Source organism: Streptomyces sp. NPDC091972 (assembly GCF_044756385.1).
GTDB lineage: Bacteria > Actinomycetota > Actinomycetes > Streptomycetales > Streptomycetaceae > Streptomyces.
The window spans coordinates 450,344-475,954 of record NZ_JBIVSV010000001.1 but is presented as its reverse complement, the minus strand read 5'-3'; the positions used below and the strand labels follow the sequence as shown (position 1 = coordinate 475,954).

At 71.7% G+C, this 25,611-nt stretch carries 26 protein-coding genes; 11 read left to right on the top strand and 15 right to left on the bottom strand.

The genetic code is table 11. The features are described from left to right. Window positions 1-57 precede the first annotated feature (57 nt). On the bottom strand, window positions 58-1,026 hold the full coding sequence (locus ACIQJT_RS02180) for an SCO0930 family lipoprotein (RefSeq protein ID WP_402639112.1): 969 nt from the start codon (window positions 1,024-1,026) through the stop codon (window positions 58-60). A 781-nt stretch (window positions 1,027-1,807) separates the two neighbouring features. Here ACIQJT_RS02180 and ACIQJT_RS02175 point away from each other — a divergent pair. The 3 genes from ACIQJT_RS02175 (at window position 1,808) to ACIQJT_RS02165 (ending at window position 3,464) form a co-directional block, all read left to right on the top strand. Next, window positions 1,808-1,939 carry a hypothetical protein gene (locus ACIQJT_RS02175; RefSeq protein WP_365454927.1) on the top strand — a complete coding sequence of 44 codons (132 nt, stop codon included), beginning with the start codon at window positions 1,808-1,810 and terminating at the stop codon, window positions 1,937-1,939. 21 nt (window positions 1,940-1,960) lie between these two features. Continuing rightward, window positions 1,961-2,725, top strand: a complete 765-nt coding sequence (locus ACIQJT_RS02170; protein WP_402639109.1) for a DUF4239 domain-containing protein — start codon at window positions 1,961-1,963, stop codon at window positions 2,723-2,725. Window positions 2,726-2,933: 208 nt separating this feature from the next. Beyond that, complete coding sequence (locus tag ACIQJT_RS02165; RefSeq protein ID WP_402639106.1) at window positions 2,934-3,464, top strand: hypothetical protein; 531 nt, start codon at window positions 2,934-2,936, stop codon at window positions 3,462-3,464. A gap of 108 nt (window positions 3,465-3,572) precedes the next feature. Here ACIQJT_RS02165 and ACIQJT_RS02160 read toward each other — a convergent pair whose 3' ends face one another. Beyond that, complete coding sequence (locus tag ACIQJT_RS02160; RefSeq protein ID WP_402639103.1) at window positions 3,573-4,064, bottom strand: hypothetical protein; 492 nt, start codon at window positions 4,062-4,064, stop codon at window positions 3,573-3,575. Between the two features lie 333 nt (window positions 4,065-4,397). Here ACIQJT_RS02160 and ACIQJT_RS02155 point away from each other — a divergent pair, with 333 nt between their 5' ends. Then, window positions 4,398-5,069: a class F sortase gene (locus ACIQJT_RS02155; RefSeq protein ID WP_365454916.1), complete on the top strand. Its 672-nt coding sequence runs from the start codon at window positions 4,398-4,400 to the stop codon at window positions 5,067-5,069. A 30-nt stretch (window positions 5,070-5,099) separates the two neighbouring features. Here the strand turns inward: ACIQJT_RS02155 and ACIQJT_RS02150 are convergent, their stop codons facing one another. Beyond that, window positions 5,100-5,969, bottom strand: a complete 870-nt coding sequence (locus ACIQJT_RS02150) for a polysaccharide deacetylase family protein (RefSeq protein WP_402639099.1) — start codon at window positions 5,967-5,969, stop codon at window positions 5,100-5,102. 316 nt (window positions 5,970-6,285) lie between these two features. On the opposite strand from ACIQJT_RS02150, the gene ACIQJT_RS02145 reads away from it, so the two are divergent. Further along, on the top strand, window positions 6,286-6,747 hold the full coding sequence (locus tag ACIQJT_RS02145) for a universal stress protein (RefSeq protein ID WP_365454910.1): 462 nt from the start codon (window positions 6,286-6,288) through the stop codon (window positions 6,745-6,747). 115 nt (window positions 6,748-6,862) lie between these two features. Next, window positions 6,863-8,275 (top strand): amino acid permease, encoded by a 1,413-nt coding sequence (locus ACIQJT_RS02140; RefSeq protein WP_402639096.1) that lies wholly within the window; start codon window positions 6,863-6,865, stop codon window positions 8,273-8,275. On the opposite strand, the gene ACIQJT_RS02135 is transcribed toward ACIQJT_RS02140, so the two are convergent. Further along, complete coding sequence (locus ACIQJT_RS02135; protein WP_402639094.1) at window positions 8,272-9,087, bottom strand: alpha/beta fold hydrolase; 816 nt, start codon at window positions 9,085-9,087, stop codon at window positions 8,272-8,274. The genes ACIQJT_RS02140 and ACIQJT_RS02135 overlap by 4 nt on opposite strands. 74 nt (window positions 9,088-9,161) lie before the next feature. On the opposite strand from ACIQJT_RS02135, the gene ACIQJT_RS02130 reads away from it, so the two are divergent. Beyond that, window positions 9,162-9,638, top strand: a complete 477-nt coding sequence (locus ACIQJT_RS02130; protein WP_053849489.1) for a MarR family winged helix-turn-helix transcriptional regulator — start codon at window positions 9,162-9,164, stop codon at window positions 9,636-9,638. Window positions 9,639-9,683: 45 nt separating this feature from the next. Here ACIQJT_RS02130 and ACIQJT_RS02125 read toward each other — a convergent pair whose 3' ends face one another. After that, window positions 9,684-10,832, bottom strand: coding sequence for a CapA family protein (locus tag ACIQJT_RS02125; protein ID WP_402639092.1), 1,149 nt, complete (start codon window positions 10,830-10,832; stop codon window positions 9,684-9,686). Between the two features lie 235 nt (window positions 10,833-11,067). Here ACIQJT_RS02125 and ACIQJT_RS02120 point away from each other — a divergent pair, with 235 nt between their 5' ends. The 3 genes from ACIQJT_RS02120 (at window position 11,068) to ACIQJT_RS02110 (ending at window position 13,069) form a co-directional block, all read left to right on the top strand. Next, complete coding sequence (locus ACIQJT_RS02120) at window positions 11,068-11,613, top strand: sigma-70 family RNA polymerase sigma factor (RefSeq protein ID WP_365454898.1); 546 nt, start codon at window positions 11,068-11,070, stop codon at window positions 11,611-11,613. Between the two features lie 136 nt (window positions 11,614-11,749). Then, complete coding sequence (locus ACIQJT_RS02115; RefSeq protein ID WP_402639089.1) at window positions 11,750-12,265, top strand: hypothetical protein; 516 nt, start codon at window positions 11,750-11,752, stop codon at window positions 12,263-12,265. Between the two features lie 150 nt (window positions 12,266-12,415). After that, entirely contained in the window at window positions 12,416-13,069 is a 654-nt protein-coding gene (locus ACIQJT_RS02110) for a zf-HC2 domain-containing protein (RefSeq protein WP_365454892.1), read from the top strand. A 10-nt stretch (window positions 13,070-13,079) separates the two neighbouring features. Here the strand turns inward: ACIQJT_RS02110 and ACIQJT_RS02105 are convergent, their stop codons facing one another. The 3 genes from ACIQJT_RS02105 to ACIQJT_RS02095 form a co-directional block, all read right to left on the bottom strand. Beyond that, window positions 13,080-13,943 carry a DNA-formamidopyrimidine glycosylase family protein gene (locus ACIQJT_RS02105; RefSeq protein WP_365454889.1) on the bottom strand — a complete coding sequence of 288 codons (864 nt, stop codon included), beginning with the start codon at window positions 13,941-13,943 and terminating at the stop codon, window positions 13,080-13,082. A 36-nt stretch (window positions 13,944-13,979) separates the two neighbouring features. Further along, window positions 13,980-16,085 (bottom strand): SpoIIE family protein phosphatase, encoded by a 2,106-nt coding sequence (locus ACIQJT_RS02100; RefSeq protein ID WP_402639087.1) that lies wholly within the window; start codon window positions 16,083-16,085, stop codon window positions 13,980-13,982. 69 nt (window positions 16,086-16,154) lie between these two features. After that, window positions 16,155-17,207: a DUF6777 domain-containing protein gene (locus ACIQJT_RS02095; RefSeq protein WP_402639085.1), complete on the bottom strand. Its 1,053-nt coding sequence runs from the start codon at window positions 17,205-17,207 to the stop codon at window positions 16,155-16,157. A gap of 133 nt (window positions 17,208-17,340) precedes the next feature. On the opposite strand from ACIQJT_RS02095, the gene ACIQJT_RS02090 reads away from it, so the two are divergent. Beyond that, window positions 17,341-18,762 (top strand): lipase maturation factor family protein, encoded by a 1,422-nt coding sequence (locus ACIQJT_RS02090; protein ID WP_402639083.1) that lies wholly within the window; start codon window positions 17,341-17,343, stop codon window positions 18,760-18,762. 14 nt (window positions 18,763-18,776) lie between these two features. On the opposite strand, the gene ACIQJT_RS02085 is transcribed toward ACIQJT_RS02090, so the two are convergent. The 7 genes from ACIQJT_RS02085 to ACIQJT_RS02055 are packed head-to-tail and all read right to left on the bottom strand — an operon-like array spanning window position 18,777 to window position 25,572. Continuing rightward, a complete protein-coding gene (locus ACIQJT_RS02085) occupies window positions 18,777-18,905 on the bottom strand; it encodes a hypothetical protein (RefSeq protein ID WP_402639081.1) in 129 nt (42 codons plus the stop codon). Further along, entirely contained in the window at window positions 18,902-19,861 is a 960-nt protein-coding gene (locus tag ACIQJT_RS02080; RefSeq protein WP_365454874.1) for an aldo/keto reductase, read from the bottom strand. The genes ACIQJT_RS02085 and ACIQJT_RS02080 overlap by 4 nt, the downstream gene beginning before the upstream one ends. Next, the gene (locus ACIQJT_RS02075; protein WP_402639079.1) at window positions 19,858-20,613 is read right to left on the bottom strand and encodes an SDR family NAD(P)-dependent oxidoreductase; all 756 of its coding nucleotides are present in this window, start codon (window positions 20,611-20,613) and stop codon (window positions 19,858-19,860) included. The genes ACIQJT_RS02080 and ACIQJT_RS02075 overlap by 4 nt, the downstream gene beginning before the upstream one ends. Continuing rightward, entirely contained in the window at window positions 20,610-21,959 is a 1,350-nt protein-coding gene (locus tag ACIQJT_RS02070) for an L-fuconate dehydratase (protein ID WP_365454866.1), read from the bottom strand. Before ACIQJT_RS02070 ends, ACIQJT_RS02075 begins: the two co-directional genes overlap by 4 nt. Window positions 21,960-21,990: 31 nt before the next feature. Continuing rightward, window positions 21,991-23,016 carry an ABC transporter permease gene (locus ACIQJT_RS02065; RefSeq protein ID WP_402639077.1) on the bottom strand — a complete coding sequence of 342 codons (1,026 nt, stop codon included), beginning with the start codon at window positions 23,014-23,016 and terminating at the stop codon, window positions 21,991-21,993. Beyond that, complete coding sequence (locus tag ACIQJT_RS02060; protein WP_402639075.1) at window positions 23,009-24,502, bottom strand: sugar ABC transporter ATP-binding protein; 1,494 nt, start codon at window positions 24,500-24,502, stop codon at window positions 23,009-23,011. Before ACIQJT_RS02060 ends, ACIQJT_RS02065 begins: the two co-directional genes overlap by 8 nt. Continuing rightward, entirely contained in the window at window positions 24,499-25,572 is a 1,074-nt protein-coding gene (locus ACIQJT_RS02055) for a sugar ABC transporter substrate-binding protein (protein ID WP_402639072.1), read from the bottom strand. Before ACIQJT_RS02055 ends, ACIQJT_RS02060 begins: the two co-directional genes overlap by 4 nt. Window positions 25,573-25,611: the final 39 nt, after the last annotated feature.

Below are 25,611 nucleotides of genomic sequence, written 5' to 3'. Positions count from 1 at the left end.
GTCCGACCCCTCCGTGCGGCGCGGAGGGGTCGGACCGGTGGATCGGCGGGGCCAGTGTCACTTGTCGGAGATGCCGACCATCTCTCCGTTGGGGCGGACGGCGTACCAGGTGCCGCCGACGCCCTGGCCGTTGGTGTCCCCGGGCTTCTTGTCGGCCGCGAAGGTGTAGATGGGCGAGCAGTTGACGGTCTGCTGCTTGACGCCGTCGGAACGGGTGAAGCTCATCAGGCCCTTCTTCTGGACGCCCTTGGTGTCGCTCGCCGACACGGGCGCCACGACCGGCCACTTCTCCAGGCAGGCACCGGTGCAGTTGGAGACCGGCTCGGGCCAGGCCTTGTCCTTGGCGAAGCGGTAGACCGTCATGCCGTTCTTGTCGACGACGATCTCGCCCAGGTCGGGGTCGTTGCGTGTGGACAGTCCGGGCAGGCTGGCGACCGACGCCTTCTTGCCCGTGGGGGCCAGCGCGTACCACTTGCCGCCCACGCCCTGGCCGGTCAGGTCCCCGGCCTTGGTGTCCTTGGCGTAGCGGTAGGCCGGCCAGCCGGCGATGGTGAGCTGCTTGCTGCCGTCGGCCCGGGTCACCTCGCCGAGCAGCGCCTTGTCGATACCGGCACCGGCCGAGGCGTCGTCCGCGGGCACCGGCGGCCAAGCCGTCGCGCAGTCGCCGTTGCAGTTGGACTTCGGCGGCTCGGCGGTGTCCTCGTCGAAGCGGTAGAGGGTGAGGCCGGTGGCATCGGTCAGCACGTCCCCGAGCTCGGCGTTCGCGGACACCTGCAACTTGCCGGCCGAGGCCGACTGGGCCCCCAGGTTCCCCTGGCCGATCGCGGGCGAACTCGCGTCGGCACTGGGGCTGGTGCCCGTCCCGACACCGGAGCCGACACCGCCGTAACCGCCCGCCGCCGCGGTGGCTCCGACGTTCTGACTGCCCACCGACGAGGTGCCGCTTTCCTGACCGCACGCCGTCGTCAGCGCCAGGACCGCCGCGGCGCTTGCCACGAGTGAGGCGCTCCGCCAGGAGGTCTTCATCGTCAACTCCCCATAAATCAAAAGGGTGTTGCAGCGCCCTGCTGCGCCGCCGCACGACCATGGGTACGCACCGGAGCAGGGGTTGTGTTCAACCGTGCCGCAAATTTCTTTCCGAAAGCTGTGACCCACCCCTCTCGGACCGCACGGGCGTACGCCTCATCGGCCGGACGAGCGCCCAGGAATCAAACATCGGGCGAGCCTTTGTCCTCCCTTCGGAGCAATCTCTTCGCGCCCGCGCGTGAGATCGCCCGGCAGGCCTCATGATCTCGTCGTGCATCGACCCGAATCACCGCAATCCGCCACCGCCATACGTGCGTTGGCCCTGCTGACCCTGGCGTGGGCGCTCATCGGCCCCGCGGCCGGGACGGCCGAGGCGGATGCCTGCGCCTACGCCTCGGTCGGCCCCGGCGGCGCCGAGGCGGTGGCGGTCGCCGGAAGCCTCACGTGGCCCACCCTCCCGCCCTGCCCGAAACCGACGCCCACCCCCACACCCACCCCGCCCCCCACTCCCCCAGAGCCCCCTTGCACTCCGACGCCCTCCCCGGACCCCACGCCGAAGCCGCCCCCGACGCGGAAGCCGCCGAAGCCCCGGCCCACCCCGACACCGGAGCCGCCGCCTCCGCCACCGCCGCCACCCGCACCGGCACCCCAGCCGGCACCCCCGCGGGCGCGGCCGACCCCGCCTCCCGCACCACCGGCCCCGGCTCCCACGCCGACCCCGACCCCGACGCCGACACGGACGCCACCGCCGAGCCCGGCCCCGGGCCCCTCGGCACCCCCGGTGAGCTACCCGGTCCACCACCACGCGAAGGCGCCCGAGCGGCGCACGCACAGCACGACCTCGCCCGTGATCTACGTCCTGCTCATCACCGCGCCCGCGGTGGTCGCCGTGGCCGCCCTGCGGCCCCGCTAGTGCCGATCCAGGAGGCATCCCTTGCCGGAATGGCTTGTTCTCATCCTCGCGATGCTGGCCGCGTGCGCGGTGGTGGTCGTCATCACGCTCATCCGCCACAAGGCGGCTCCCGTGGACGAGGATCCCAGCGAGACCCCGGACGTCATCGAGTACATGACGATGTGGATCGGGGTGGTGTACGCCATCGTCCTGGGGCTGGCCATCGCGGGCGTGTGGGAGGCCCGCAGCGCGGCCCAGGACCACGTGCAGGCGGAGGCGCAGGCGCTGCACGAGATCTCGGAGCGGGTCCAGGTCTATCCGGCCGACGTCCGTGACCGCATTCGCGCCGATGTCAACGCCTATGTCGGACACGTCGTCACGACGGAATGGAAGGAGATGGCCGACCACCGCCGCATGACCGAGGAGGGCACCGAGCTCCTCGACCGGCTGCGCACGGACGTCACCTCCTACGAGCCGAGGACCGACTTCGAGGCCCAGGCCTACCAGCCGCTCGTCGACCAGGTGGCCGCCGCGGACCAGGCCCGCAACGCGCGCGCCGACTCGGTCGAGCCCACCATGCCCGGGGTGGTCTGGTTCGGTCTGCTCGGCGGCGCCGTCGTCACCATCGGCATGGTCTTCGCGCTCCAGATCCGGCGCACGGCCCGCGAGCTGATCCTGGCCGGCCTGTTCTCCGCGCTGATCGCCTTCCTGCTGTTCCTGATCTGGGACTTCGACGCCCCCTACAGCCGGGGCATCACGGCGTCGGCGGAACCGTTCCTCGCCCTGTTCCCGGACGCCAAGGGCTGACCGGGGCTCACCCCACGGGCACCGGAGGGGGACGTCCGGCGTGCGACACGCCGCCGGCGTCCCCTGAGCGGCCCACACCCATGCCCCATTCGGAGCGACAGCGATCGCGCGGACGGACGCCCGTTCCTAGCGTTTCGGTCATCGAGGTGCATTTCTCACGTAGGCGGAACAGGTCCGCAGTTGCTCCTCGGGGACCGGAGGAACCACCATGCGCGCGATACGCGTCGCTTCGGCCGCACTGCTGGGCGTGACCGCCCTGGCCCTCTGCGCACCGGCCGCCGTGGCGGAGGGCGACACCGACATCACACCCTTCGGTTTCAGCGTCGTGCCCTCGACCGTCGCCCCGGGCGGACAGGTGGCGCTGGTGCTGGAGAGGGACGGCGGCTGCCGGGGCACCGCGACCGTCACCTCGGGGCTGTTCGACACCGTCATCATCCCGCCGCGCAGGAACCTGTCCACGGTCGCGGTCGACTGGGACGCCAGGCCCGGCGCGGTCTACCAGGTGGCGTTCACCTGTGACGGCGCGAGCGGCACCACCGGCCTGACCATCACCGGCGGCCACCCGGACGGGCCCACCCCGACGCCGCTCCGCCCCGACCGGGGCGTGCACGCGGGCGAGGGCGGCAGCCTGGCCGACTTCGACGCCAAGGAGCTCGGCATCGGCGCCCTGCTCATCGCGGGCTCGATCGGGGCGGCGTACCACTTCTCCCGTCGCCACGCCGGCGACGAGGGCGCCTGACGGCCCTGCCGGGCGCCTCCGACACGGACCTCCGCCCCGGCTTCCTCTCGGAGTCCGGGGCGGAGGTCGTCTCCGAAGGGGCGGAGACCTGCCGCGAAGCGGCCGGGATCAGATGTGCCGCTCGGACCGCCTGCGCATCCAGAACACCCCGCCGCCGACGACGGCCAGGGCCACCAGACCGCCGCCGATGGCCATGTCGGTCGGGGTGGCCCCGCTGGAGCTGCTGCCGCCGAGACCGCCGCGGACGCCTCCGATGACGGTGAAGGCCGTCGGATTGATCACGGTGCCGTTGCCGCAGACCACGCTGATGCTGTGCGATCCCGTGGCCGCGTTCCGGTTGACCGTGGCGCGTCCCGTCGCCAGGTTGTTCGCCCCCGTCGTCAGCCTGATCGTCCGGAAGGCGTCCGAGCTCGCGGTGGCGTTGCCGGTGCAGTTGTTGACGGTGATGGTCAGCTGGCCGCCCCGGGCGATGACGTTGGGAAGGGCGACCACATTGCTCGGGTTCAGGTTCATGCCGTCCCGGGCGACGGCCGCCGGGGCGGTGAGTCCGAGCACGGCGACCGCGGCACCGGCGGCCGCCAGGGCACGAGTAGTACGCATGTGAATCCTCCGCGGGAGACGCCCCGGGAACGGTCCCCGGTGGATCGGCGAGAAAACGCCTCCCAGAAAGACCCTCAGACGCCTTGCCCGGACCCGCATTTCGGGAATGGTCCGTCCTGGTGAGAGGACACGCCGAACGAAAAGCACACAATCGGATATCTCCGCAGGTCACGGACCGTCAGAAAATTCCTGTTCACGGCAACTCGGATGGCGCACCACCCGGGTTCGGGGGCCACCCGTTCGCCGTTGCCCCGTCGCCGGTTCCACGCGCGGGACTTAGCGTTCTCGTATGCGCGAATGGCACGGCGACGGCCGCGTCGAGAGGGGAAGTCAATGTCTGCGTCCGAGTTGGCCGAGCTGGCCGAAGAGGAGGAGCAGCGGAGGAAGCGCGCTCCCTGGGGCGTGATAGCGCTTGTTCTGCTGACCGGCCTCGCGCTCATTCGGAACGGTTCGGGGGAGTTCGACGTGGGGCCGCCGCAGCCCGCGTCGGCGGCCGCGGCGGACAGCCGGGTGCACGGCACCGCCTTCGGCAACACCCCCGCTCCCCTGCCGTTCGCCGTGCCCGACCGGGTGTCCGTTCCCGCGATCCGGGTCGACGCGCCGATGGTTCCGGTCGGCCTGGACCCGGACGGCTGGGTGGGCGCGCCCCCGCCGGAGGACCCGAACCTGGCCGGCTGGTTCACCGGCGCGGTCTCCCCCGGCGAGAAGGGCACCGCCGTCGTCGTCGGCCATGTCGACAACAAACAGGGCCCCGCCGTGTTCTACGGACTCGGGGCCCTGAAGAAGGGAAATCGCGTCGAGATCAGACGCAAGGACGGAAAGACCGCGGTCTTCGAGATCTACGGCATCGAGGTCTTCGAGAAGAACAATTTCCCCGGCGACCGTGTCTACGGCTCCAAGGGAGCCCCGGAATTGCGGGTCATCACCTGCGGAGGCGGTTTCTCGAAGCAGAGCGGCTACGCGGGCAATGTCGTCGCCTTCGCCCGCCTGGTCGAGGTCCGCTGAGCGTTCCCCGACCCGGCGGGCGCGTTCCGATTACGCGTACTGCCGGCGCGGGACGGTGATGTGGTAGCCGGAGTCGAGGAGCTGCGGGAGGTAGTCGCGCAGCGCCCGGACACTCTGGGAGCGGTCGCCCCCGGCGTCGTGCGAGAGCACCACGACGCCGGGGGCGGCGCCGTTCTCCACCCGGCCGACGATGCGGCGGGTGCCCGGGGTGGTCCAGTCGAGGGTGTCCACGGTCCAGGCGAGGGGTTCCATGCCGAGTTCGGCGCCGAGCTGGAACGCGGCCCGGTTCCAGGCGCCGTAGGGGGCGCGGAACCATTCGGGGCGCTCGCCGTAGGCGTCCTCGATGACGTCGCAGGTGCGTTCCATCTCGGAGCGGATGCGGGAGCGGCTGAGCCGGGTGAGCAGCGGGTGGGACCACGTGTGGTTGCCGACGACGTGCCCCTCGTCGGCCATCCGGGCCAGCAGGTCCTGGTTGTCGACCGCCATCTCCCCGCACACGAAGAACATCGCGCGCACGTCGTACTCGGCCAGCGTGTCCAGGATGTGCGGGGTGTAGCGGGGGTCGGGTCCGTCGTCGAAGGTCAGCACCATGGTCCGGCCGCGTCCGGACACCTTCAGCAACGGCTCGTGGCGGACGAGCGTCTTGCGGGGGGCGGCCTGCGGCGGGCCGTATCCGGTCAGGGGCTGGAGGCGGTAGGCCGAGGACCTGACCGCGCGACGGGCGGGCGGGCCGGCGGCGGGGAGGGCCGGGCGTACCGGTTCCTGGCCCGTGAGGGCCGCGAACACCCCGGCCGTGCCGGCGGCCCCGACGGCGGCGGCGCCGGCCAGCAGGGCCCGGCGCCGCGTGAGCACCGCCGCCGCCTTCGACGACAGCCGTGTGAGCAACTGATCCTTCGTCATGACTCATCAGTCGCCCGGCGGAGCGCCGACGCACCTCAGCAACACCGGTGCGGCGGCACGAATACACCCGCCCGGCCCAGCGAGGACGCTCCGCGGGCATGGCGGGGCGTCAGGGCCACGTCGTACGGGGTCGATCGGCGTCGGCCCGGCCTCGTCCCCTCCGTCGAGGCCGGGGCGCCGAGGGCGGCGGCGGGCTCCGGTGACCGCCCGCTCGCGGCCCGCCCTCCGGGTGCCCGTTTTTCGCCAGGCTTGCGCACCCGATGTCAACGGGGCCCCGAACGCCGCCCGGACCTGCGGCTTCCGATAGCCTCTGGCCGTGACGGAACAGCACTCGCACCAGTTTGAGCGGGGCACGGACGGGCCCAAGGTCATCGTCGTCGGCGTGGACGGCTCCGACTCATCGCTCCGCGCAGCGGCGTACGCCGGAGGTCTGGCCCGGCGGCAGCACGCGCTGCTCGCCGTGGTGTACGTCCAGCCGGTGATCGCCTCAGGCGCCGCGCTCGGCGCTCCGGTCGCCGAGACCACGGACGAGATCGCGGAGGACCTGGTCGCCCAGATCCGGCGCGCCACCGAGCAGAACAAGGGGATATTCGACGTGCGCTGGGAGTTCCACACCTTCCGCGGCGACCCCTACAGCGGGCTGACGAAGGCGGCGGACGAGCTCAAGGCCGACGCGGTGGTCGTCGGCGCCTCGGAGCAGGCGGGTCACCGGATCGTGGGTTCGGTCGCGGTACGGCTGGTCAAGGCGGGTCGCTGGCCGGTGACCGTGGTGCCGTAGCGGGCTGTCGGGGCGCATCGCGGCCGCGTGTCTGCGTGGCCCCTTCCTCAGCCGCCGGGTCTGCGCCATCATGATCCGCCGTCAGCCGTTTGCCGACCGCGAAGAGGTGAGGCGCATGGCCCGGCTCCGTATGGGCGAGGGGATTCTCCGCCGCAAACCGATCGAGCGCATCGAGGAGACGGAGGCCGGCGAGGGCACCGGCCTCGAACGGTCGCTGGGACTGTGGCAACTGACCGCGATCGGCGTGGGCGGCATCATCGGCGCGGGCATCTTCACGCTCGCCGGGACGGTGGCCAACGGTACGGCGGGGCCCGCGGTCCTCGTCTCCTTCCTGGTCGCCGGTGTCGCGAGCGCCGCGGCCGCGCTGTCGTACGCCGAGTTCGCCGGTCTCATCCCGAAGGCGGGGTCCGCCTACACCTACGGCTACGCGGTGCTCGGCGAGTTCGCGGGCTGGTTCATCGGCTGGGACCTGCTCCTGGAGTACACGGCGATCGTGGCGGTGGTGGCCATCGGCATCTCCGGCTACTTCAGCTTCCTGGTCGGGGAGATGGGCGCCGACCTGCCGAACTGGATGCTGGGCGCGCCCGGTACGGGTGACGGGCACCGGGTGGACCTGTTCGCCGCGGTGCTGTGCCTGCTGATCGCGTACCTGCTCAACCTCGGCATCCGCAACGCGGCCCGCTTCGAGATGGTCGTCGTGGTCCTCAAGGTGCTGGTCGTGCTGCTGGTGATCGCGGTCGGGGTGTTCCACATCGACACGGCGAACTACAACCCGTTCTTCCCGTACGGCGTGGGCGGGGCGTTCACCGGGGCGGCGACGGTGTTCTTCGCGGTCTTCGGGTACGACGCGATGTCGACGGCGGCGGAGGAGTCGAAGGACGCCCAGCGGCACATGCCGAAGGCGATCCTCTACTCGCTCGCGATCTCGATGGTGCTGTACGTGGCGGCCTGTCTGGTGCTGACCGGCATGCAGGACTACAAGGACATCGACAAGGAGAGCGGGTTCTCCACGGCGTTCAAGTCGGTGGGCCTCGGCGGGCTCGCGGACGTGATCGCGGTGGGCGCGATCATCGGCATCCTCACGGTGATGTTCACGTTCATGCTCGGGGTGACCCGGGTGTGGTTCTCGATGTCCCGGGACGGGCTGCTGCCCCGGTGGTTCGCGAAGACGCACCCGACGCGGCACGTGCCCACGCGGGTGACGTGGATCGTCGGCTTCGCGTCGGCCGCCATCGCCGGGTTCCTGCCGATCGGCGAGGCGGCCGAGCTGACCAACATCGGGATCCTGCTGGCCTTCGTGGTGGTGTGCACGGCGGTGATCGTGCTGCGGTACCGGCAGCCGGATCTGCCGCGCACCTTCCGTACGCCGTGGATGCCGGTGGTGCCGGCCCTGGGCGTCGGCTTCTCGATCTGGCTGATCACCTATCTGCAGTGGCAGACCTGGGTGCGGTTCGCGGTGTGGTTCGCGATCGGCACCGTGATCTATTTCGGGTACTCGTACAGGCGGTCGGCGCTGGCGGAGCGTTAGAGCTCGCGCAGGAACCCGAGGAGGAGCTCGTTGAACTCCTCGGGCTTCTCCAGGTTCGGGAAGTGCGAGGTGCCCTCCACCAGCACCGAGCGGCCGTTCTGCGCGGTGCTCGCGTAGCGCTCGGCGTCGGCGATCAGGTCCGGGGAATCGAGCGTGCCGTTGACGGTGAGCACCGGGACGTCGATCTTCGGGACGCGGGCCCAGGTGTCGGTCATGGGCACGTGCCAGTTCCGTTCGCCCGGTGTGTGCTTGGCGATGGTGTGCAGGGCCATCTCGCGCAGGTGGTCGAGGACGCGCGGGTCGGTGTCCCCGACCTCGCGGAAGGGGCCCGCGACGGACCGCAGGAACACCTTCAGCCAGCCCTCGATGTCGCCGGAGTGCAGGGTCCGGTGGGACTCGGCCACGATCTGCCGGGTCGTTACGTGGGTGTACTGGAAGTCGCTGACCGAGGCGCCGCTCAGCACGAGGCCCCGGACCAGTTCCGGATACTCGATCGCCGTGTCTCCGGCGACGGCCCCGCCCATGGAGACGCCGACCAGGACCGCGGGCCCGGCGTCGAGGTGGCGCAACAGGGCGGCGAGGTCGTCGGCCCACCGGAAGGGCCGGGTGGCGTTGGCGGTCCAGCCGTGGCCGCGGATGTCCACGGCGACGACCCGGTGTCCGGCGGCCAGGGCCGGGATCTGGGCCGCGAAGAGGCGGTGGTCGACGTAACCGGAGTGCAGCAGGACGACGGGGTCCCCGGTTCCGGTGTCGAGATAGGCGATGTCCCCGTCGGTGGACGCGAAGAAGCTCAGTTCCGAAGCGACTGTCATGACAACCAAGGTGTCATCTTTGCGAGACTTTGACAACCAGGTTGTCATGATGGGGTGCGGTGCATGATGAGCGGGTGAACGACATCGACGAGCCGCTGCCCCCCGACGATCTCGGCCACCGGGTCAGTGAGGTGTTCGACCTGGTCGGCGCCCTCTACCGGCGCGGACTGCGCAAACTGGAGCAGGACGAGGCGGCCGGCGGGGTGTCCGTCGGCGTGCGGTCCGTCCTCGTCCTGCTGCACCGGTACGGGCCCATGACGGTCCCCCAGATGGCCCGGATCATGGCGCTGACCCGGCAGTTCGTGCAGCGCATGACCAACGACGCGATGGACCGGGGCTGGGCGGAGGCCACGCCCAACCCCGCCCACCAGCGGTCCTCGCTGATCCGCATCACGGACGAGGGCGTGGCCGTCATCACCGCGATCCTCGCGCGCGAGCACGCACTGAACCGGCAGGTCGGCGGCGGCGAGCTGACCGACGCCGAACTGCGGGCGTGCGTACGCGTGCTGAAGGAGATGCTGCGCACCTTCGACCACGTGGACGTGGAGTGAGCCGCGGCCCCGTGACCCGCCGGACACGAGCCGTCGCCCCGGGCCCTACCGCCCCATCGTCAGCCCGTCCTTCGCCGCCCCCCGGCTCAGCACCACCTCGCGGATCCGGTCGCGGACGCCCTGGACGTCGGCGCCCTGCGCGATCGCCTGGTTGAGGTTCACCACCCGTCCGGCGTCCACGTCGAACATCTGCGGCACGAACTCCGCCTTCGCGACCCGCCAGCGCTCACCCGGCCGCGCGGGCGGGGCGAACGTGAAGCGGGCGAGGGTGGACTGGTTGCCGCGGGGGTCCTGGACGCCCTCGTGGTTGAACATCTCGCCGGCGATCTGGTCGCCCATGCCGTAGACCACCCAGGTGCCGTTGACCTTCTCGTACGCCTGCGGGACATGGGCGTGGGTGCCGAGGATCAGGTCGACGTCGGGGCGGCCGCCGGTGCGGGCGGCGGTCAGGTCGCGGGCGAGGGCCAGCTGCTGCTCGTCGGGCGCGTCCTGCCATTCGGTGCCCCAGTGCAGGGACACGACGACCACGTCGGCGCCGGCCTTCCGGGCGGCCCGCGCGTCCGCCAGGATCTTGTTCTCGTCCATCGGGTTCACCGCCCAGGGCTGTCCCTGGGGCAGCGGGATGCCGTTGGTGTCATAGGTGTAGGCGAGGTGGGCGACCTTCGCGGGGCCCGCGCGCAGCACGGTGACGGTGCGCGCCTCCGCCTCGGTGCGGGCCGATCCGGCGTGCCGTACACCCGCCCGGTCCAGGGCGTCGAGGGTGCGGCGGATACCCTCGGCGCCGTCGTCGAGGCTGTGGTTGGAGGCGGTGGAGCAGCCGTCGTAACCGGTGACGGCGAGGGCCCGGGCCACCTCGGGCGGGGACTTGAAGACCGGGTAGCCGGTGTAGTCGCCGTTCGCGCCGTAGACGGTCTCCATGTGACACAGCGCCAGATCCGCGCCGGATACGACGGGCCGGATTCCGGCCAGCATCGGGCGGAAGTCGTAGCCGCTGCCGGCCGCGTCGAACCGGGCCCGGTCGATGATCGAGCTGTGCGGCAGGACGTCACCGGAGGCGACGAGCGTGAAACCGCGCGGTGCGGCGGCGGCCGGGGCCGGACGCCCGGGTGCCCCGTGGTCGTGCGCCTGACAGGCCGCCCCTCCGGCGAGAAGGGCCGTGAGGGCCAGGGCAACCTGCCGTCTGCGTGCAATCATCAGCTCACCCCACTGAAGGTCATATTTACTGACGAATAGGTATGAGCTTGTCCGTGTCCGCAAACGGCCCGGCCGCCTTGTTGACCCGTCCGGGGCGGGCGGAGAGCGGAAGGGCACGCGAACGGCGACCCGGAAGGGACCGTTCACCGAACCGTTCGTCGACGCGATCGACCGTCCGCCGCAGATCCTTGTGCGTGCCCTGTCCCCCGGCCCCGCGCTGAGGTGCCATACGGCCATGACGGCCGGAACCACCCTCACGAACGGGACGACCGCCGAGCACGAGCTCGCCGCGCTGCAGCGGGAGCACGGCCGGCCCCTCTTCGCGCTCCTCCTCCGGCTCAGCGACGGCGACCGGCAACGCGCCGAGGACCTGGTGCAGGAGACCCTCGTGCGTGCCTGGCAGCATCCCGAGGCGCTGCGCGCCGACGACTTCGAGTCCGTACGGCCCTGGCTGCTGACCGTGGGACGGCGGCTCGCGATCGACGCGCGGCGGGCCCGGCAGGCACGTCCCGCCGAGGTCGGCGACGCGGTCCTGGAGAACGCCCGGGTGTGCGCCGACCACGCCGAGCGGGCCGCCGCCACGCTCGACGTGCGTGAGGCTGTGAAGACACTCACTCCGGAGCACCGTGAAGTCCTGGTGCTGGTGTATTTCCAGGGGGCGAGTGTGGCGGAGGCCGCGGAAATCCTCGGGATTCCGCCCGGTACCGTGAAGTCCCGCGCGTACTACGCGCTGCGCGCCCTGCGCCGGGTGCTTCCGGGATACGCGGCCGACCTGCGGTGAAACCAATGGGAAAGTCAAACCTCCGTAAAGCGCCTTGCTGAGGACCCCTGTTGAGTAATCGGCTGTCCCTATCCGTGTTCCGGACCGGGAGCCCGGGGTCGGGCGACGCGCACGCACCGGAGGAAGGCAGGAAGGGATGCTGCACAGAGGGCACGAGAGCACGGACGGCACCGGCGGCGGCGAACTCGTCGTCCCCATGGCCTGGTTGTACGCCGAGTACATCGCCGACGAGCTGCTGCGTTCCGGCGATCTGATGCCGCCGACGTCCTTCGAGTTCCGGGCCGGGCGGGACGCGCTGGCGCTGACCGTCTTCCTCGCCGACACCGAGGGAGAGCTCTCCGGCATCCAGGTCGTCTCCCAGCTCGAGAACTGGCTCTCCCTGACGGCGTACGACCAGCCGTGGCAGGACTGGGTGTGCGAGCGGATGGCCGCGCTGACCGCCGAGGCGGTCGCCACCGGCGAGCCCGACGCGGACCTCGAACTGGCGGCCGCGGCCTGGCGCTGGCTGGAGGAGACGGAACTGCTCGCACCCGATCTGAACGCCGTGCCGGGCGGTGGGGCGGGCCTCGGCGAGGACGAGGGTCCGAAGGTGTGGACACCGGCCTGGCAGCTCGGTCTGCCGCTCGGCCACCTCGCCATCCATCTTTTCTAGATTCCTTCGATCCGGACCAATCCGCGGGGCCGACCGCTCCGAATCCCTCGGTCACGATTCTGTGCATGCCTTGAGTGATTCGGCGGGCTGGTGCGTACCGGTGGGAGCAAGGAGTAACCCCACCCACACCCAACGGCACGAGGTTTCCGCATGAGGTCCTTGGAGAGGCATCGCGACGTCGGCGCGTACGCGCTCGGCGTGCTGGACGAGGCGGAGGCCTTCCGCTTCGAGGACCACCTCATGGAGTGCCCCAGGTGCGCGGCACACGTGACCGAGTTCGGTCCTGTGACCCGTCAGATGATGCTGTACCGCCGGGCGACACCGCGGCCCGTGCACCCGATGGCCCAGCCCGGCCCCCAGCTCCTGGGCCGCCTGCTCACCGAGGTCGCGGCCCGCAACCGGGCGCGCCGCAGGCGGCTGCTGTACGCGGTGGCCGCCTCGGTGGTCCTGGCCGTGGGCGGTTCCACCCTGGCGATGACGACGGACGCCGACGCGGCCCGGGCCACCAGCGTCGAGGCGACCGACGCCCGCTCCGGCGTGTGGGCGCAGGTCACCACCGAGGACGAGGACTGGGGCACCCAGGTGGAGCTCAAGGTGAAGGACGAGTCCGGCCCGCGCGCCTGTCACCTCGTCGCGATCGGCCATGACGGCACGGAGGAGACCGTCACCGGCTGGAACGCCACCGGGCACGGCACCGGCGACGACATCATGATGGGCAGCTCCACCTTCCACGCCGACCAGATCGACCACTACGAGGTCAGGACGTCGAACGGGGAGCACCTGGTGACGCTGGAGCCGGGCTGACGGGCTCCGGTCACTTGAGCAGGCGCGACAACCGCCGGTCCGCCAGGGGCTTGCCGCCCGTCTGACAGGTGGGGCAGTACTGCAGGGAGGAGTCGCTGAAGGAGACCTCCCGGATGGTGTCGCCGCAGACCGGGCAGGGTTCGCCGGTGCGGCCGTGCACACGCAGACCCGACTTCTTCTCCGACTTCAGACGGCCCGCCGCCACCCCCCTCGAGCGTTCCACCGCCTCGGTGAGGGTCGTGCGCAGCGCCTGGTACAGGGTCTCGGTCTCCTCGGGGGTCAGGGAGGCCGCCAGCTTGAACGGGGACATCCGCGCCGCGTGCAGGATCTCGTCGCTGTAGGCGTTGCCCACGCCGGCGATGAGGGTCTGGTCGCGCAGGGCGCCCTTGAGCTGCCGGCGCTCGTCCTTCAGCAGGGCCGCGAGGCTCGCCCCGTCGAAGTCCGCGGCCAGCGGGTCGGGGCCGAGGCGGGCGATGCCGGGCACCTCCTGAGGGTCGGCCACCACGTACACCGCGAGGCGCTTCTGCGTCCCCGCCTCCGTGAGGTCGAAGCCGGCCCCGGTCTCCAACGCCACCCGGAGGGCGAGGGGGCCCTTGCCGGGGCGGGGCGGGCCGTCGGGCAGGCGGTCCTTCCAGTGCAGCCAGCCCGCGCGGGCCAGGTGGGTGACGAGGTGCGGGCCACCGTCCGTCTCCAGGTCGAGGAACTTGCCGTGCCGGTGCACGGCGGCCACCTCGCGGCCCTCCAGGGCGGTGAGCGGAGGGTCGTACGTCTTCAGGACGCTGATGGCCACCGGCAGCACGCGCACCATCTCGTGGCCGACCAGGTTCTCGGTGAGGAAGTCCTTGAGGGCTTCCACCTCGGGCAGTTCCGGCATAGGTCCAGAGTGCCACCGGGGGCGGCTGTGGTCAGGTCAGGTGCGCTGCGGCACGACGAACTCGCACCACACGCACTTCCCGCCGCCCCGCGCCTCCACGCCCCACACGTCGCTCAGCAGGTCGACCAGGAGCAGGCCGCGGCCCGAGACGCCCGAAGCACCGGCCTCGCGGCGGCGCGGCAGGGCGCTGGAGGAGTCCTCGACCTCGACGCGCATCCGCCGGTCGGAGCCGGTCAGGACCCGCAGGGTGACGATCGCGGCCCCCTCGGTGTGCATCAGGGCGTTGGTGATCAGCTCGTCGGCGACCAGTTCGATCTCGTCGGAGCGCTCCCGCGCGCCCCAGGCGCCGACCGCGGCCCGGATCATGTGCCGGGCCCCGGTCAGCGCCTCGGGGTCACCGGGGGCCACGTGCTGCTGGAGGCGTCCGCCGGACTGCTGGGTGTCCGGGCTGCGGCGGCGCAGCAGGAGCAGGGCCACGTCGTCGTCGCCCCCGCGTTCCTCGGCCACGTCGATGAGCCGGTCGGCGAGTTCCCACACGTCGGCGGGGCCCACGCCGATGAGGTCCGTGAGGGTGCGCATCCCGTCGTCGAGGTCGGCGCCGGGCTGTTCGACGAGCCCGTCGGTGCACAGCAGCAGGGTGCTCCCGGGGTCGAGTTCGAGGGTGGTGACGGGATACTCGAGCTGCCCGAACTCGACGGACAGCCCGAGCGGCAGCCCGCCCTCGACGGGCACCCGCCGGCAGGTGCCGTCGGCGTGCCGGACCAGCGGGTCGATGTGGCCGGCGCGGACGGCCTGGACGACTCCGGTGGCGAGGTCGGCCTCGGCGTACAGGCAGGTCGCGAAGCGGTCGGTGTCGAGTTCGTGGAGGAAGACGGAGGCCCGGGCCATCACCGCGGCCGGCGTGTGACCCTCGGCGGCGTAGGCCCGCAGCACGATCCGCAACTGGCCCATGACGGCGGCGGCGTGGGTGTCGTGGCCCTGGACGTCGCCGATGACGGCGCCGACGCGGCCTCCCCCGGAGGGGGTGCCCCCGGGCAGCGGGATCAGGTCGTACCAGTCGCCGCCGATGTCCCGGGCCAGCGAGCCCTCGGGGCTGGCGGCCCGGTAGCGGACGGCGACGTCGGCGCCGGGGACGCTCGGGATGGTGCGCGGCAGCATGGCCTGCTGGAGACCGGTGGCGAGGTCCTTCTCCTGCTCGTAGAGCATCGCCCGCTGGAGGCTCTGGGCGATGCTGCTGCCGAGGGCGATGAGGACGTTGCGGTCCTCGGGGGTGAAGCCGTACCGGTCGCTGTAGAGCAGGCCCATGGCGCCGATCGGGCGGGCCTCGGCGATGAGCGGGAGATAGGCGGCCGAGGTGATCCTGAGGCCGGTGAGGTGCGGCCACAGGATCGGGTAGCGGTCCGCGAACTCCTCCGGCGACTCGATGAACCGGGGGGTGAGGGTGCGCACGGCCTCGCTCATCGGGTACGGCTCGTCGATCCGGGTGATGTCGGTGCCCGGCACGAAGCTGCCCGCGGGCCCCTCGGCGATCAGCCGGATGCGGCCCGCCTCGACCAGGCCCATGACCAGGCTGGTGGCGCCGAGGTGGGTGAGTCCGTGGGTGTCCTTCAGGACGTCGATGACGTCCTGAACGGTCCGGGCGTGGGCGAGGGCGGCCGTGGTGAGCTGGACGACGTTGGTCTGCCGGCGCCGGGCCTCGTCCTGGGCGGCCTGCTCGCGGCGGACCTCCAGCTCGCCCATCTCCTGGGTGGCGTCCCGGACGATCCCGATGATCCGGCGCGGACGGCCCGTCTCGTCGCGTCGGATGTAGCCCTGGGTGTGGGTCCAGCGCAGGGTGCCGTCACGGCAGCGGATGCGGAAGTAGGTGCCGTAGTTCTCGCTGCCGTCCTTGATCGCCTGGGAGACCAGGGTGTCGAGCCGGTGCGCCTCGCTCCTCGGCACCCGGACGGCGAGGGTCGCGGGGTTGTCGTCGTACTCGTCGGGGCGCAGGTCGAAGACCTCGTGGGCCTGGGCGTCCATGTGGAACAGGCCGCTGTCGAGGTCCCAGTCGAAGCTGCCCATGCGATTGAGCGCCAGGATCGGATCCGGGTGGGCGGGCCAGTCGTCCGGGAGTGACAGGGCGCTCGCTCCCCGATCAACCATGGGGCCACCTTGCCAGGATTTGTCGGATTCTTCGACCGGGGGCGGCGTGTTGGGCGGCATCGGCGGGGATCAGCCGTCGGGGATCAGGCCGCCGCCGTCGGGGAGATCGGGCGTGTCCGGGACGGTCTCGGGGCCGAGGTCGGTGCCGGAGACCTCGGTGGCGGTCGGACGGGTGCCGTCCGGCGGGACCGTGGGGGGCGCGGCCGGCACGGTGGGGGTGGGGCAGCCGTCGTCGTACGGCCGCCCGGAGGCGCAGTCGGGCGTGGACGGCGGGGAGGGCCGGTACGGCAGGGACGGCACGGGCGTCGGCGGGTGGGTGCCGAGGGGGGTGTCCGGGGAGGCGCTGTCCCCCGGGAGGTCCTCGGGAGGCAGGGGTTCGGGTGCTGTCGTGGGGATGACGTGGTCGTGCCGGCAGTCGTGGCCGATCCGGCGTTCGATCCAGGAGTGGTCGACGAGGTCGATGATCGTGAGGTCGGTGACGACCTGCTCGCCGGGGCTCACCTCGACGACCTGGTCGGGCCGGTACCCGGGCCACGGCCGCCCCTCCACGACCGCGCCGCCCCGCATGGCCACCGGCGGCGTCAAGGGGTTGCCGCCGGCGCAGCGGACGCGCGGCACGCCCCGGCCGTCGACGAGGACGGCGGTGCCCGCCTGGAGGACGGCCTGGAAGCCGTTCGCCCGGCCGTCGCGGTAGCCGTGGTCGGTGACCCGGGTGTCGGCGCGCAGGACGACGGGGGCGAGAGCGCGCAGGTGTTCGGGGACCGCGGCCGGGGGGACTCCGGCGGCCCGCGCGAACGCGCTCGTTCTCCGCCGGTCGGCGGTCAGGTCGCGGATCTGCCGTTCCACGTCGCAACTGCCGACGCGCGCGGTGCCGCCGTACAGGCCGGGCGTCCCGCCGGAGAGGGTCCGCGGGGCGCTCGCGTCCCGGTGGGGCGTTCGGGTGAGGGGCGGCGGCGCGGTCGCCGCGGAGGGGGTGAAGGGGTTCGGTCCCCGGGCCGCCGCCGGCTGCAGCAGGAGCGTGCCGGTCGGCTCGCCGGTGCTCTCGTCGCGGCCGCATCCCGCGACGATCAGGGCCGCCGCCAGGACACCGGCCGTGGCGAGGGTCCTGGTGGGTCTCCGCACCACGCTCTCCCGTCCGTCCCGTGCAGTTCGCCACTATTGTCTGCTTCACTCACTTGGGTTACGCAAGCGGAAGGGAGGTACACGGAGAGTCACCGAGGGTCCGGCTGGACAATGGAGGCAGGAGAGCACGGCCGTGGACTGGTTCACCGCACCCGACTACTGGCTGAGCCGGCTGGTCTTCCAGCGGGCTCTGGCGGGGCTGTACCTCGTCGCGTTCCTGGCGGCGGCCCTCCAGTTCCGGCCGCTGCTCGGCGAGCGCGGCATGCTGCCGGTGCCGCGTTTCGTGGCGCGGGTCCCGTTCCGACGGGCCCCGAGCCTGTTCCAACTCCACTACTCCGACCGGTTCTTCGCTCTCTGCGCGTGGACGGGCTGCGCGGTGGCCGTCGCGCTGGCGGCGGGCCTCGACTCCCGGCTGCCGCTGTGGGGCGGGATGCTGCTGTGGCTGGTGCCCTGGCTGCTGTACCTGTCGATCGTCAACGTGGGCCAGACCTGGTACGGCTTCGGCTGGGAGTCCCTGCTGCTGGAGGTCGGCTTCCTCGCGGTGTTCCTGGGCAACGACGAGGTGGCCCCGCCCGTGGTGGTCCTGTTCCTGCTGCGCTGGGTGCTGTTCCGGGTCGAGTTCGGCGCGGGGCTGATCAAGATGCGCGGCGACGCCTGCTGGCGGAAGCTCACGTGCCTGGACCACCACCACGAGACCCAGCCGATGCCGGGGCCGCTGAGCTGGTACTTCCACCATCTGCCGAAGCCCGTGCACCGGGTGGAGGCGGCCGCGAACCACCTCACCCAACTCGTCGTGCCCTTCCTGTTGTTCACCCCGCAGCCGATCGCCACGGCGGCCGCGTCCCTGATGATCGTGACCCAGCTCTGGCTGGTGCTCTCGGGCAACTTCGCCTGGCTGAACTGGATCACGATCGTCCTGGCGGTGCCGGCGCTGGAGCTCCCGGGCGAGGCGCCGGACCGGCCCGCGACCCCGCTCTGGTACCAGGTCACGGTCCTCGCCGTCGGCGCTCTCCTCCTCGCCCTGAGCTACCACCCGGTCCGCAACATGATCTCCCGTAGCCAGATCATGAACCGCTCCTTCGACCCGCTCCACCTCGTCAACACCTACGGCGCGTTCGGCAGCGTCAGCCGGATCCGCTACGAGGTGGTGGTCGAGGGCACGGCGGACGAGGTGCCGCGCCGGGACTCGGAGTGGCGGGAGTACGAGTTCCGCGGCAAGCCGGGCGATCCGCGGCGCTGGCCGCGCCAGTTCGCGCCCTACCATCTGCGCCTGGACTGGATGATGTGGTTCGCCGCGCTGTCCCCCGCGTACGCCGGGGCGTGGTTCGGCACCATGGTGGAGCGGCTCCTGGAGAACGATCCCGCCACGCTGCGGCTGCTGCGCCGCTCCCCCTTCCCCGCCGACGAGCCGCCCCGCCATGTCCGCGCCCGCCTCTTCCGGTACCGGTACACGACGTGGCGGGAGCTGCGGGAGACGGGGGCGTGCTGGGAGCGGACCTATGTGCGGGAGTTCCTGCCTCCCACCCGGCTGGCGCAACCGGCCCGGCAGACCTGACGTGAGCCGCGGGGTCAGAGACCGTGGGTGCGAGTGGCCGTGCCGCCGAGGACGCCGGCACGCTCGGCTGCGCTCGCGCGGTGGGCGGCGTCGTGCTCGGCGACGCCGTCGGCGCGGACCTTGGTGTGCGGGGCGACTCTCACGCGAGCCCCTCGGTGTCCCTCAGGTCCTGCCAGAAGGCGGCGGGTACCGCGGTGGCGAACTGGTCGGCGCTGTCGTGGACCTCGGCGGCCGAGCGGGCGCCCACCAGGACGCTCGCGACCGCCGGGTGGGCCGCGCAGAACGCGAGGGCTGCGGCGCGCAGACCGATGCCGTGCCGCTCGGCCAGCGCTTTCAGCCGCAGGGCACGCTTCAGCAACTCCCCGGGCGCCTGTGCGTAGTTGTACGTCGCCCCGGGCCGCGGATCCGCCAGCAGACCGGAGTTGAAGGCACCGCCGATCACGACGGACACGCCGCGTTCCTCGGCGGCGGGCAGCAGGTCCGTGAGCGCGCTCCGGTCGAGCAGGGTGTACCGTCCGGCGCACAGCACCACGTCCACGTCGGTGTCCCGGACGAAGCGGGTGAGCATCTCCGTCTGGTTCATCCCGGCGCCGATCGCGCGGACCACCCCCTCCGAACGCAGTTTCTCCAGCGCCGGATAGCCCTCGCGGAAGGCCTGTTCGGCGTGGTCGTCGGGGTCGTGGAGGTAGACGACGTCCACGCGGTCCAGGCCGAGCCGTTCGAGGCTCGCCTCCAGGGTGCGTCGTACACCGTCCGCCGAGAAGTCCCACACGCGGCGGTGGGCGGCGGGGACGGCGAAGCCGTGGGCGAGGTCGTCGCCGTGGGCCGGCGTCGGCTCCAGGCGGCGGCCGACCTTCGTGGAGACGGTGAACTCCGAGCGCGGGAAAGCCCTCAAAGCCTCCCCCAGCCGGCGTTCCGACAGTCCCAGTCCGTAGTGCGGGGCGGTGTCGAAGTAACGGATGCCGCGCTCCCAGGCGGCCGTCACCGCCTCGTGGGCCTGCTCGTCGGTCACCTCGGTGTAGAGGTTGCCGATGACGGCGCCGCCGAAGGCCAGTGCGCTGACCGGGACGCCGCTGCCGCCGAGGGTGTGCGTCCTCACGGGCCCACCGGCCTCAGGCGCAGGCCCTGCATGCCGCCGTCGACGGCGAGGGAGGTGCCGGTGGTGGCGCCGGAGAGCGGGCTCGCCAGGTAGGCGATGGCGCCCGCGACCTCGTCGGCCGAGACGAGGCGGCCGGTGGGCTGGCGGGCCTCCAGCGCGGCCCGTTCGGCGGCCGGGTCGGCGGCCTTGGCGAGAAGGCGGCCGATCCACGGGGTGTCCGCCGTGCCGGGGTTGACGCAGTTCACGCGGATGCCCTCGCGGACGTGGTCGGCGGCCATGGCGAGGGTCAGGGAGTACACGGCGCCCTTGGTCGCGCTGTACAGGGCCCGCTGCGGGAGGCCCGCGGTGGCCGCGATCGAGGAGGTGTTCACGATCGCCGCGTGCGCCGACTCGCGCAGGTGGGGCAGGGCGGCGCGGGCCACCCGGACCATGCCGACGACGTTGACGTCGAGGACGCGGTGCCATTCCTCGTCGTCGTTGTCCGCGACCGTGCCCTGGGCTCCGATGCCCGCGTTGTTGACCAGCACGTCGAGGCCGCCGAGGTCGGCGGCGGCCGCGGCGACGGCCGTACGCACCGAGGCGTCGTCGGTGACGTCCGCCCGGTAGGCGAGCAGCGGCTTCTCCACGGACGAGGGGTCCAGGTCGAGGACGGCGACCCGGGCACCGCGTGCGGTGAGGAGTTCCGCGGTGGCCCGGCCGATGCCGGAGGCGCCGCCTGTCACCAGGGCCCTCAGACCCTCGAAGTCGCTCATGCCGCCCGCCCTTTCTTCTCCGTGTCGTCGGCGAGGTCTTCTGCCCAGAAGGCGCCGCCCGGGAACGTGTACCGCGCGATGGACTCCGGGCGCATCGCGGCCGAGAAGCCCGGCGCGGTGGGTGCCGTGTAGTGGCCGTCCGTGATCACCACGGGGTCCAGGAAGTGGTCGTGCAGATGGTCGACGTACTCGATGACCCGGTTCTCGGTCGTGCCGGTCAGGGCCACGTAGTCGAACATCGAGAGGTGCTGCACGAGTTCGCACAGGCCGACCCCGCCTGCGTGCGGGCAGACCGGTACGCCGAACTTGGCCGCGAGCAGCAGGATGGCCAGGTTCTCGTTGACGCCGCCGACGCGGGCCGCGTCGATCTGGACGACGTCCAGGGCGCCCGCCTGGAGGAGCTGCTTGAAGACGACCCGGTTCTGGACATGCTCTCCGGTGGCGACCTTCACCGGGGCGACCGCCCTGCGGATCGCGGCGTGGCCGAGGATGTCGTCGGGGCTGGTGGGTTCCTCGATCCAGTATGGGTCGAACTCCGCGAGCGCCTCGGTCCAGCGGATCGCCTCGTCGACGTCCCAGCGCTGGTTGGCGTCGATCGCCATGCGGATGCCCGGGCCGACGACCTGGCGGGCGACGCGGCAGCGCCGTACGTCGTCCGCGAGGTCCGCGCCGACCTTGAGCTTGATCTGGCGGAAGCCGGCGGTGACGGCCTCGGCGGCGAGCCGGGAGAGCTTCTCGTCGTCGTAGCCGAGCCAGCCGGCGGAGGTGGTGTAGGCGGGGTAGCCGGTGGCGAGGAGCTTCGAGGTGCGTTCGGTGGCGCCCGCCCGGCCCCGGCGCAGCAGGTCCAGCGCCTCCTGCGGGGTGAGGGCGTCGGTGAGGTAGCGGAAGTCGACCTGCCGGACCAGCCATTCGGGCTCGGCGTCGGCCAGGAGCCGCCACAGCGGCTTCCGGGCGCGTTTGGCGGCCAGGTCCCACACGGCGTTGACGACCGCGCCGATCGCCATGTGCATCACGCCCTTCTCGGGCCCCAGCCAGCGCAGTTGGCTGTCGCCGATCAGGTCGCGGTTCAACGTGCCCGGGTCCGCGCACAGTTCGTCGACGGAGCGTCCCACCACGTGTCCGCGCAGCGCCTCGATCGCGGCGACCTGGACCTCGTTGCCCCGCCCGATGGTGAAGGTGAACCCGTGTCCCTCGTGCCCGTCGGCCGCGTCCGTGCGCAGGACGACGTAGGCCGCCGAGTAGTCGGGGTCCGGGTTCATCGCGTCGGAGCCGTCGAGCTCGCGCGAGGTGGGGAAGCGGATGTCGTGGGTGTCTACCGCGCTGATACGGGCGGGCGTCGAGGACACGGAGGGCCTTTCGGTAGGGGGCGGGGTGGGCTCAGTCCTGCGCGCGGCCCGTCGTCACACGGGCGATCATGAGGGCGACCAGGATGATTCCGCCGTAGATGGCCTGGATCCAGAAGGACGGCACCTGGGCGAGCGTGAGCAGGTTCTGCACGACACCGAGCAGGAGCACGCCGGTCAGGGCGCCGAACATGGTGCCCTTGCCGCCGTCGAGGCTGATGCCGCCGATCACCGCGGCCGCGAACACGGTGAAGATCATGTTCTGGCCCTGGTTGGCGCTGATGGCGCCGACGTAGCCGGTCTGCATGATGCCGCCGACGGAGGCGAGGACGCCCGCGACGACGAACACGCCGAGCATCACGCGCTCGACGCGGATGCCGGCGGCGCGGGCCGCGTCGGCGTTGCCGCCGATGGCGTACAGGGAACGGCCGATGCGGTGGTACTTCAGGACGAGACCGGTGACGGCGAAGGCGACGGCGGCGAGCCACACGGACATCGGGATGCTCAGGAAGGTCGTCGTCGCCAGGGAGTAGAAGCTGTCCGGCATGCCGAAGAGGGTCTTGCCCTTGGTCGCGCCGACGAGCAGTCCGCGCAGCACGATCAGCATCGCGAGCGTCACGATGAACGCGTTGAGCTTGAACTTCACGACCAGGACGCCGTTGAAGGCGCCGACCACCGCACCGACGACCAGGACCGCCAACAGGGCAAGAACGGCCGGGAGTTCGGTGCCCCAGCCCGACTGGGCGGCGGGCAGGACGAGCAGGGCTCCCACGGCGGGCGCGATGCCGACGACCGACTCCAGGGACAGGTCGAACTTGCCGGTGATCAGGACGAGGGACTCGGCGAGCACGACCATCGCGAGGGCGGCCGAGGCGCCGAGGATCGAGATCAGGTTGCGCTCGGTGAGGAACGAGTCGTTGACGAACGCGCCGAGCACGATGAGCAGCAACAGCGCGGGTACGAGGGCGAGTTCGCGGGCGCGGCGCAGCAGGACCGTCCGGGCCGCCCGTGTCTCGGGCACCCGCGCCTGCTGCACGGGCGGGGCCTGGGTGTCAGCCATGGTGGTCCACTCCTTCGATGGAGGCGATCAGCTCGTGGTCGCGCCAGCCGGCCGGGTGCTCGGCGACCACGCGGCCGTGGAAGAGGACGAGGACACGGTCGCAGCGGCGCAGGTCGTCGAGCTCGTCGGAGACGACGAGGACCGCGGTGCCGTCCTCACGGGCGGTGTCCACGCGGGAGAGCAGGGACTCCTTCGACTTCACGTCGACGCCCGCGGTGGGGTTGATGAGGACCAGCAGCCGGGGGTCCGAGGCGAGGGCGCGGGCCATGACGACCTTCTGCGCGTTGCCGCCGGAGAGGTCGGAGACGGGCTGGTCCGGCCCCTCGGCGTGGATGTCGAGGCGGTCGATCAGCCCGGTGGCGAAGCCCCGTTTGCGATCGGTGCCGACGAAGCCGCGGCGGCCGAGCCGGTCCAGGACACTGAGGGTGGCGTTGTCGCCGATGGTCATGCCGTGGACCAGGCCCTGGGCGTGCCGGTCGCGGGGCACGAAGCCGACGCCGGCCTTCAGGCTGGCCCGTACGTCGCCGAACGGCAGCGGGCTCCCGTCGAGCAGGGCGGTGCCGCTCGTCGGGGTGTGCAGTCCCGTGAAGGTCTCGGCGAGCTCGGTCTTGCCGCTGCCGCTGATGCCGGCGAGTCCTACGACCTCGCCGCGGCGCACGGTCAGGTCGACGTCCTGGTAGGCGTCGGAGGTGAGGCCGCGGACGTCGAGCAGGACGGGTGCGCTCTGCTCGGCCTGTCTGGGGCGGACGTGCTGTTCGGCGACGGGCTCGCCGGCCATGGCCTCGATGAGGGCCGCCCGGGGCATGTCGGCGACCGGGGCCGTGGTGATCCAGCGGGCGTCCCGGAGGACGGTCACCGTCTGGCACACCTCGTACACCTCCTGGAGGTGGTGCGAGATGAACAGGAAGGTGACACCGGAGTCCTGGAGCGCGCGCATCCTGCCGAACAGCCGCTCGATCTCCCGGTTGTCGAGCTGCGCGGTCGGCTCGTCGAGGACGATGAAGCGGGCGCCGAAGCTCAACGCCCGGGCGATCTCCACCATCTGGCGGTCCTCGACCTTGAGGTCGGCGGTGCGCGCCTCCGGGTCGACGCGCACGTCCCAGGTGTCGAGGAGTTCGGCGGCCTCCTTCTTCAGGGCGCGCCAACTGATGAACCCGCGCCGGAGCGGCTGCCGGTTGATGAAGAGGTTCTCGGCGACCGTCAACTCCGGTACGACGGTGGGCTTCTGGTAGACGCAGGCGACCTTGGCGCGCCAGGCGTCGCGGTCGGCGAGTGGCGGCGCGGGCTCGCCGTCGAAGCGGACGGTGCCCTCGTCGGGGGCCTGGAGGCCGGTGAGGAGGGTGACGAGGGTGGACTTGCCGGCGCCGTTGCGGCCGACGAGCGCGTGGGACTCGCCGGGCAGGACGGTGAGTCGGCCGTCGGCGAGGGCGGTCGTGGGGCCGTACCGTTTGACGACCCCGTGGGCTTCAACCAGTGGGGTGCTCATTTGACCGTGTTGCCCCACAGCCCGGGGTCGTCGACGTTGTCCTTGGTGACCAGGGGTGCGGGGAGCTGGTCCTCCAGGATGCCGCTCGGCAGCCTGACGATCGTGGAGTCGTGGTCGGTCGGGCCGGGCTCGAAGGTCTTCCCCTGCATCGCCGCCTTGATGTAGTACATGCCGTACTTGGCGTACAGGTCGGCGGGCTGGGAGACGGTGGCGTCGATCTCGCCCCTGCGGATGGCGTCGTACTCCTGCGGGATACCGTCGTTGGACACGATCGCGATGTGGCCCGCGGTGCCCGCCTTCTTCAGCATCCCCTTGGACTTGAGGGTCTGGATGGTCGGCGCGAGGTAGACACCGCCGGCCTGCAGGTAGATGCCCTTGATGTCGGGGTTGGCGTTCAGGAGGGTGCTGAGCTGCGAGGCGGCCGTGTCGGACTCCCACTTGGCGGGGATCTCCAGGACCTTGAGCTTCGGGAAGTTCTTCTTCACGCAGGCCCGGAAGGCCTCGGAGCGGTCGCGCCCGTTGACGGAGGCCAGGTCGCCCATGATCTGCACGACCTTGCCGGAGGGGATCTGCTTCCCGAGGTACTGGCAGGCCTTCTCGCCGTACGACACGTTGTTCGCCCGTACGACCATGGCGACCTTGCCCTTGTCGGGAGCCACGTCGACCGCGACGACCGGGACGCCCTTGCGTTCGGCCTGGTCGAGGCCGGCCTCGATGGCGGCGCTGTCCAACGGGGCCACGACCAGGCCCTTCACGCCCTGGTTGAGCTCGTTGTTGATGTCAGTGATCTGCTGGGAGGGGTCGCTGTTGGAGTTGACCGTCTTCAGCGTGTCCACCCCCTCGGACTTGGCCATCTTGGGCACGTAGTCGTTGTACGACTGCCAGAACGGCGAGGTCAGCAGCGGCAGGATCACGCCCACCTTGCCGGTGCCGTCGCCTCCCGCGCTGCCGGCGCTGCCGGTGTCCTTGGTGCTGCCGCACGCGGCGAGCACGAGCGAGGCGCTCGCGGCCGCGGCCACGGCACCGACGATCCGAATCCTGTTCCGCTTCCCCACTGTCCTGCCGGGCATCTGGCGGCTCCTCGTTGAGCGTGTTCTCGCTTGGTCGAA

Excerpts from the sequence above, each read along its gene's own strand:
- ACIQJT_RS02105 (WP_365454889.1), bottom strand. The coding sequence starts at position 13,943 with ATGCCGGAACTGCCCGAGGTGGAAGCCCTCAAGGACTTCCTCACCGAG.
- ACIQJT_RS02140 (WP_402639096.1), top strand. The coding sequence starts at position 6,863 with ATGGCCCGGCTCCGTATGGGCGAGGGGATTCTCCGCCGCAAACCGATC.
- ACIQJT_RS02120 (WP_365454898.1), top strand. The coding sequence starts at position 11,068 with ATGACGGCCGGAACCACCCTCACGAACGGGACGACCGCCGAGCACGAG.
- ACIQJT_RS02180 (WP_402639112.1), bottom strand. The coding sequence starts at position 1,026 with ATGAAGACCTCCTGGCGGAGCGCCTCACTCGTGGCAAGCGCCGCGGCG.
- ACIQJT_RS02165 (WP_402639106.1), top strand. The coding sequence starts at position 2,934 with ATGCGCGCGATACGCGTCGCTTCGGCCGCACTGCTGGGCGTGACCGCC.
- ACIQJT_RS02125 (WP_402639092.1), bottom strand. The coding sequence starts at position 10,832 with ATGATTGCACGCAGACGGCAGGTTGCCCTGGCCCTCACGGCCCTTCTC.
- ACIQJT_RS02160 (WP_402639103.1), bottom strand. The coding sequence starts at position 4,064 with ATGCGTACTACTCGTGCCCTGGCGGCCGCCGGTGCCGCGGTCGCCGTG.
- ACIQJT_RS02110 (WP_365454892.1), top strand. The coding sequence starts at position 12,416 with ATGAGGTCCTTGGAGAGGCATCGCGACGTCGGCGCGTACGCGCTCGGC.
- ACIQJT_RS02150 (WP_402639099.1), bottom strand. The coding sequence starts at position 5,969 with ATGACGAAGGATCAGTTGCTCACACGGCTGTCGTCGAAGGCGGCGGCG.
- ACIQJT_RS02055 (WP_402639072.1), bottom strand. The coding sequence starts at position 25,572 with ATGCCCGGCAGGACAGTGGGGAAGCGGAACAGGATTCGGATCGTCGGT.
- ACIQJT_RS02060 (WP_402639075.1), bottom strand. The coding sequence starts at position 24,502 with ATGAGCACCCCACTGGTTGAAGCCCACGGGGTCGTCAAACGGTACGGC.
- ACIQJT_RS02155 (WP_365454916.1), top strand. The coding sequence starts at position 4,398 with ATGTCTGCGTCCGAGTTGGCCGAGCTGGCCGAAGAGGAGGAGCAGCGG.
- ACIQJT_RS02135 (WP_402639094.1), bottom strand. The coding sequence starts at position 9,087 with ATGACAGTCGCTTCGGAACTGAGCTTCTTCGCGTCCACCGACGGGGAC.
- ACIQJT_RS02075 (WP_402639079.1), bottom strand. The coding sequence starts at position 20,613 with ATGAGCGACTTCGAGGGTCTGAGGGCCCTGGTGACAGGCGGCGCCTCC.
- ACIQJT_RS02100 (WP_402639087.1), bottom strand. The coding sequence starts at position 16,085 with ATGGTTGATCGGGGAGCGAGCGCCCTGTCACTCCCGGACGACTGGCCC.
- ACIQJT_RS02065 (WP_402639077.1), bottom strand. The coding sequence starts at position 23,016 with ATGGCTGACACCCAGGCCCCGCCCGTGCAGCAGGCGCGGGTGCCCGAG.
- ACIQJT_RS02115 (WP_402639089.1), top strand. The coding sequence starts at position 11,750 with ATGCTGCACAGAGGGCACGAGAGCACGGACGGCACCGGCGGCGGCGAA.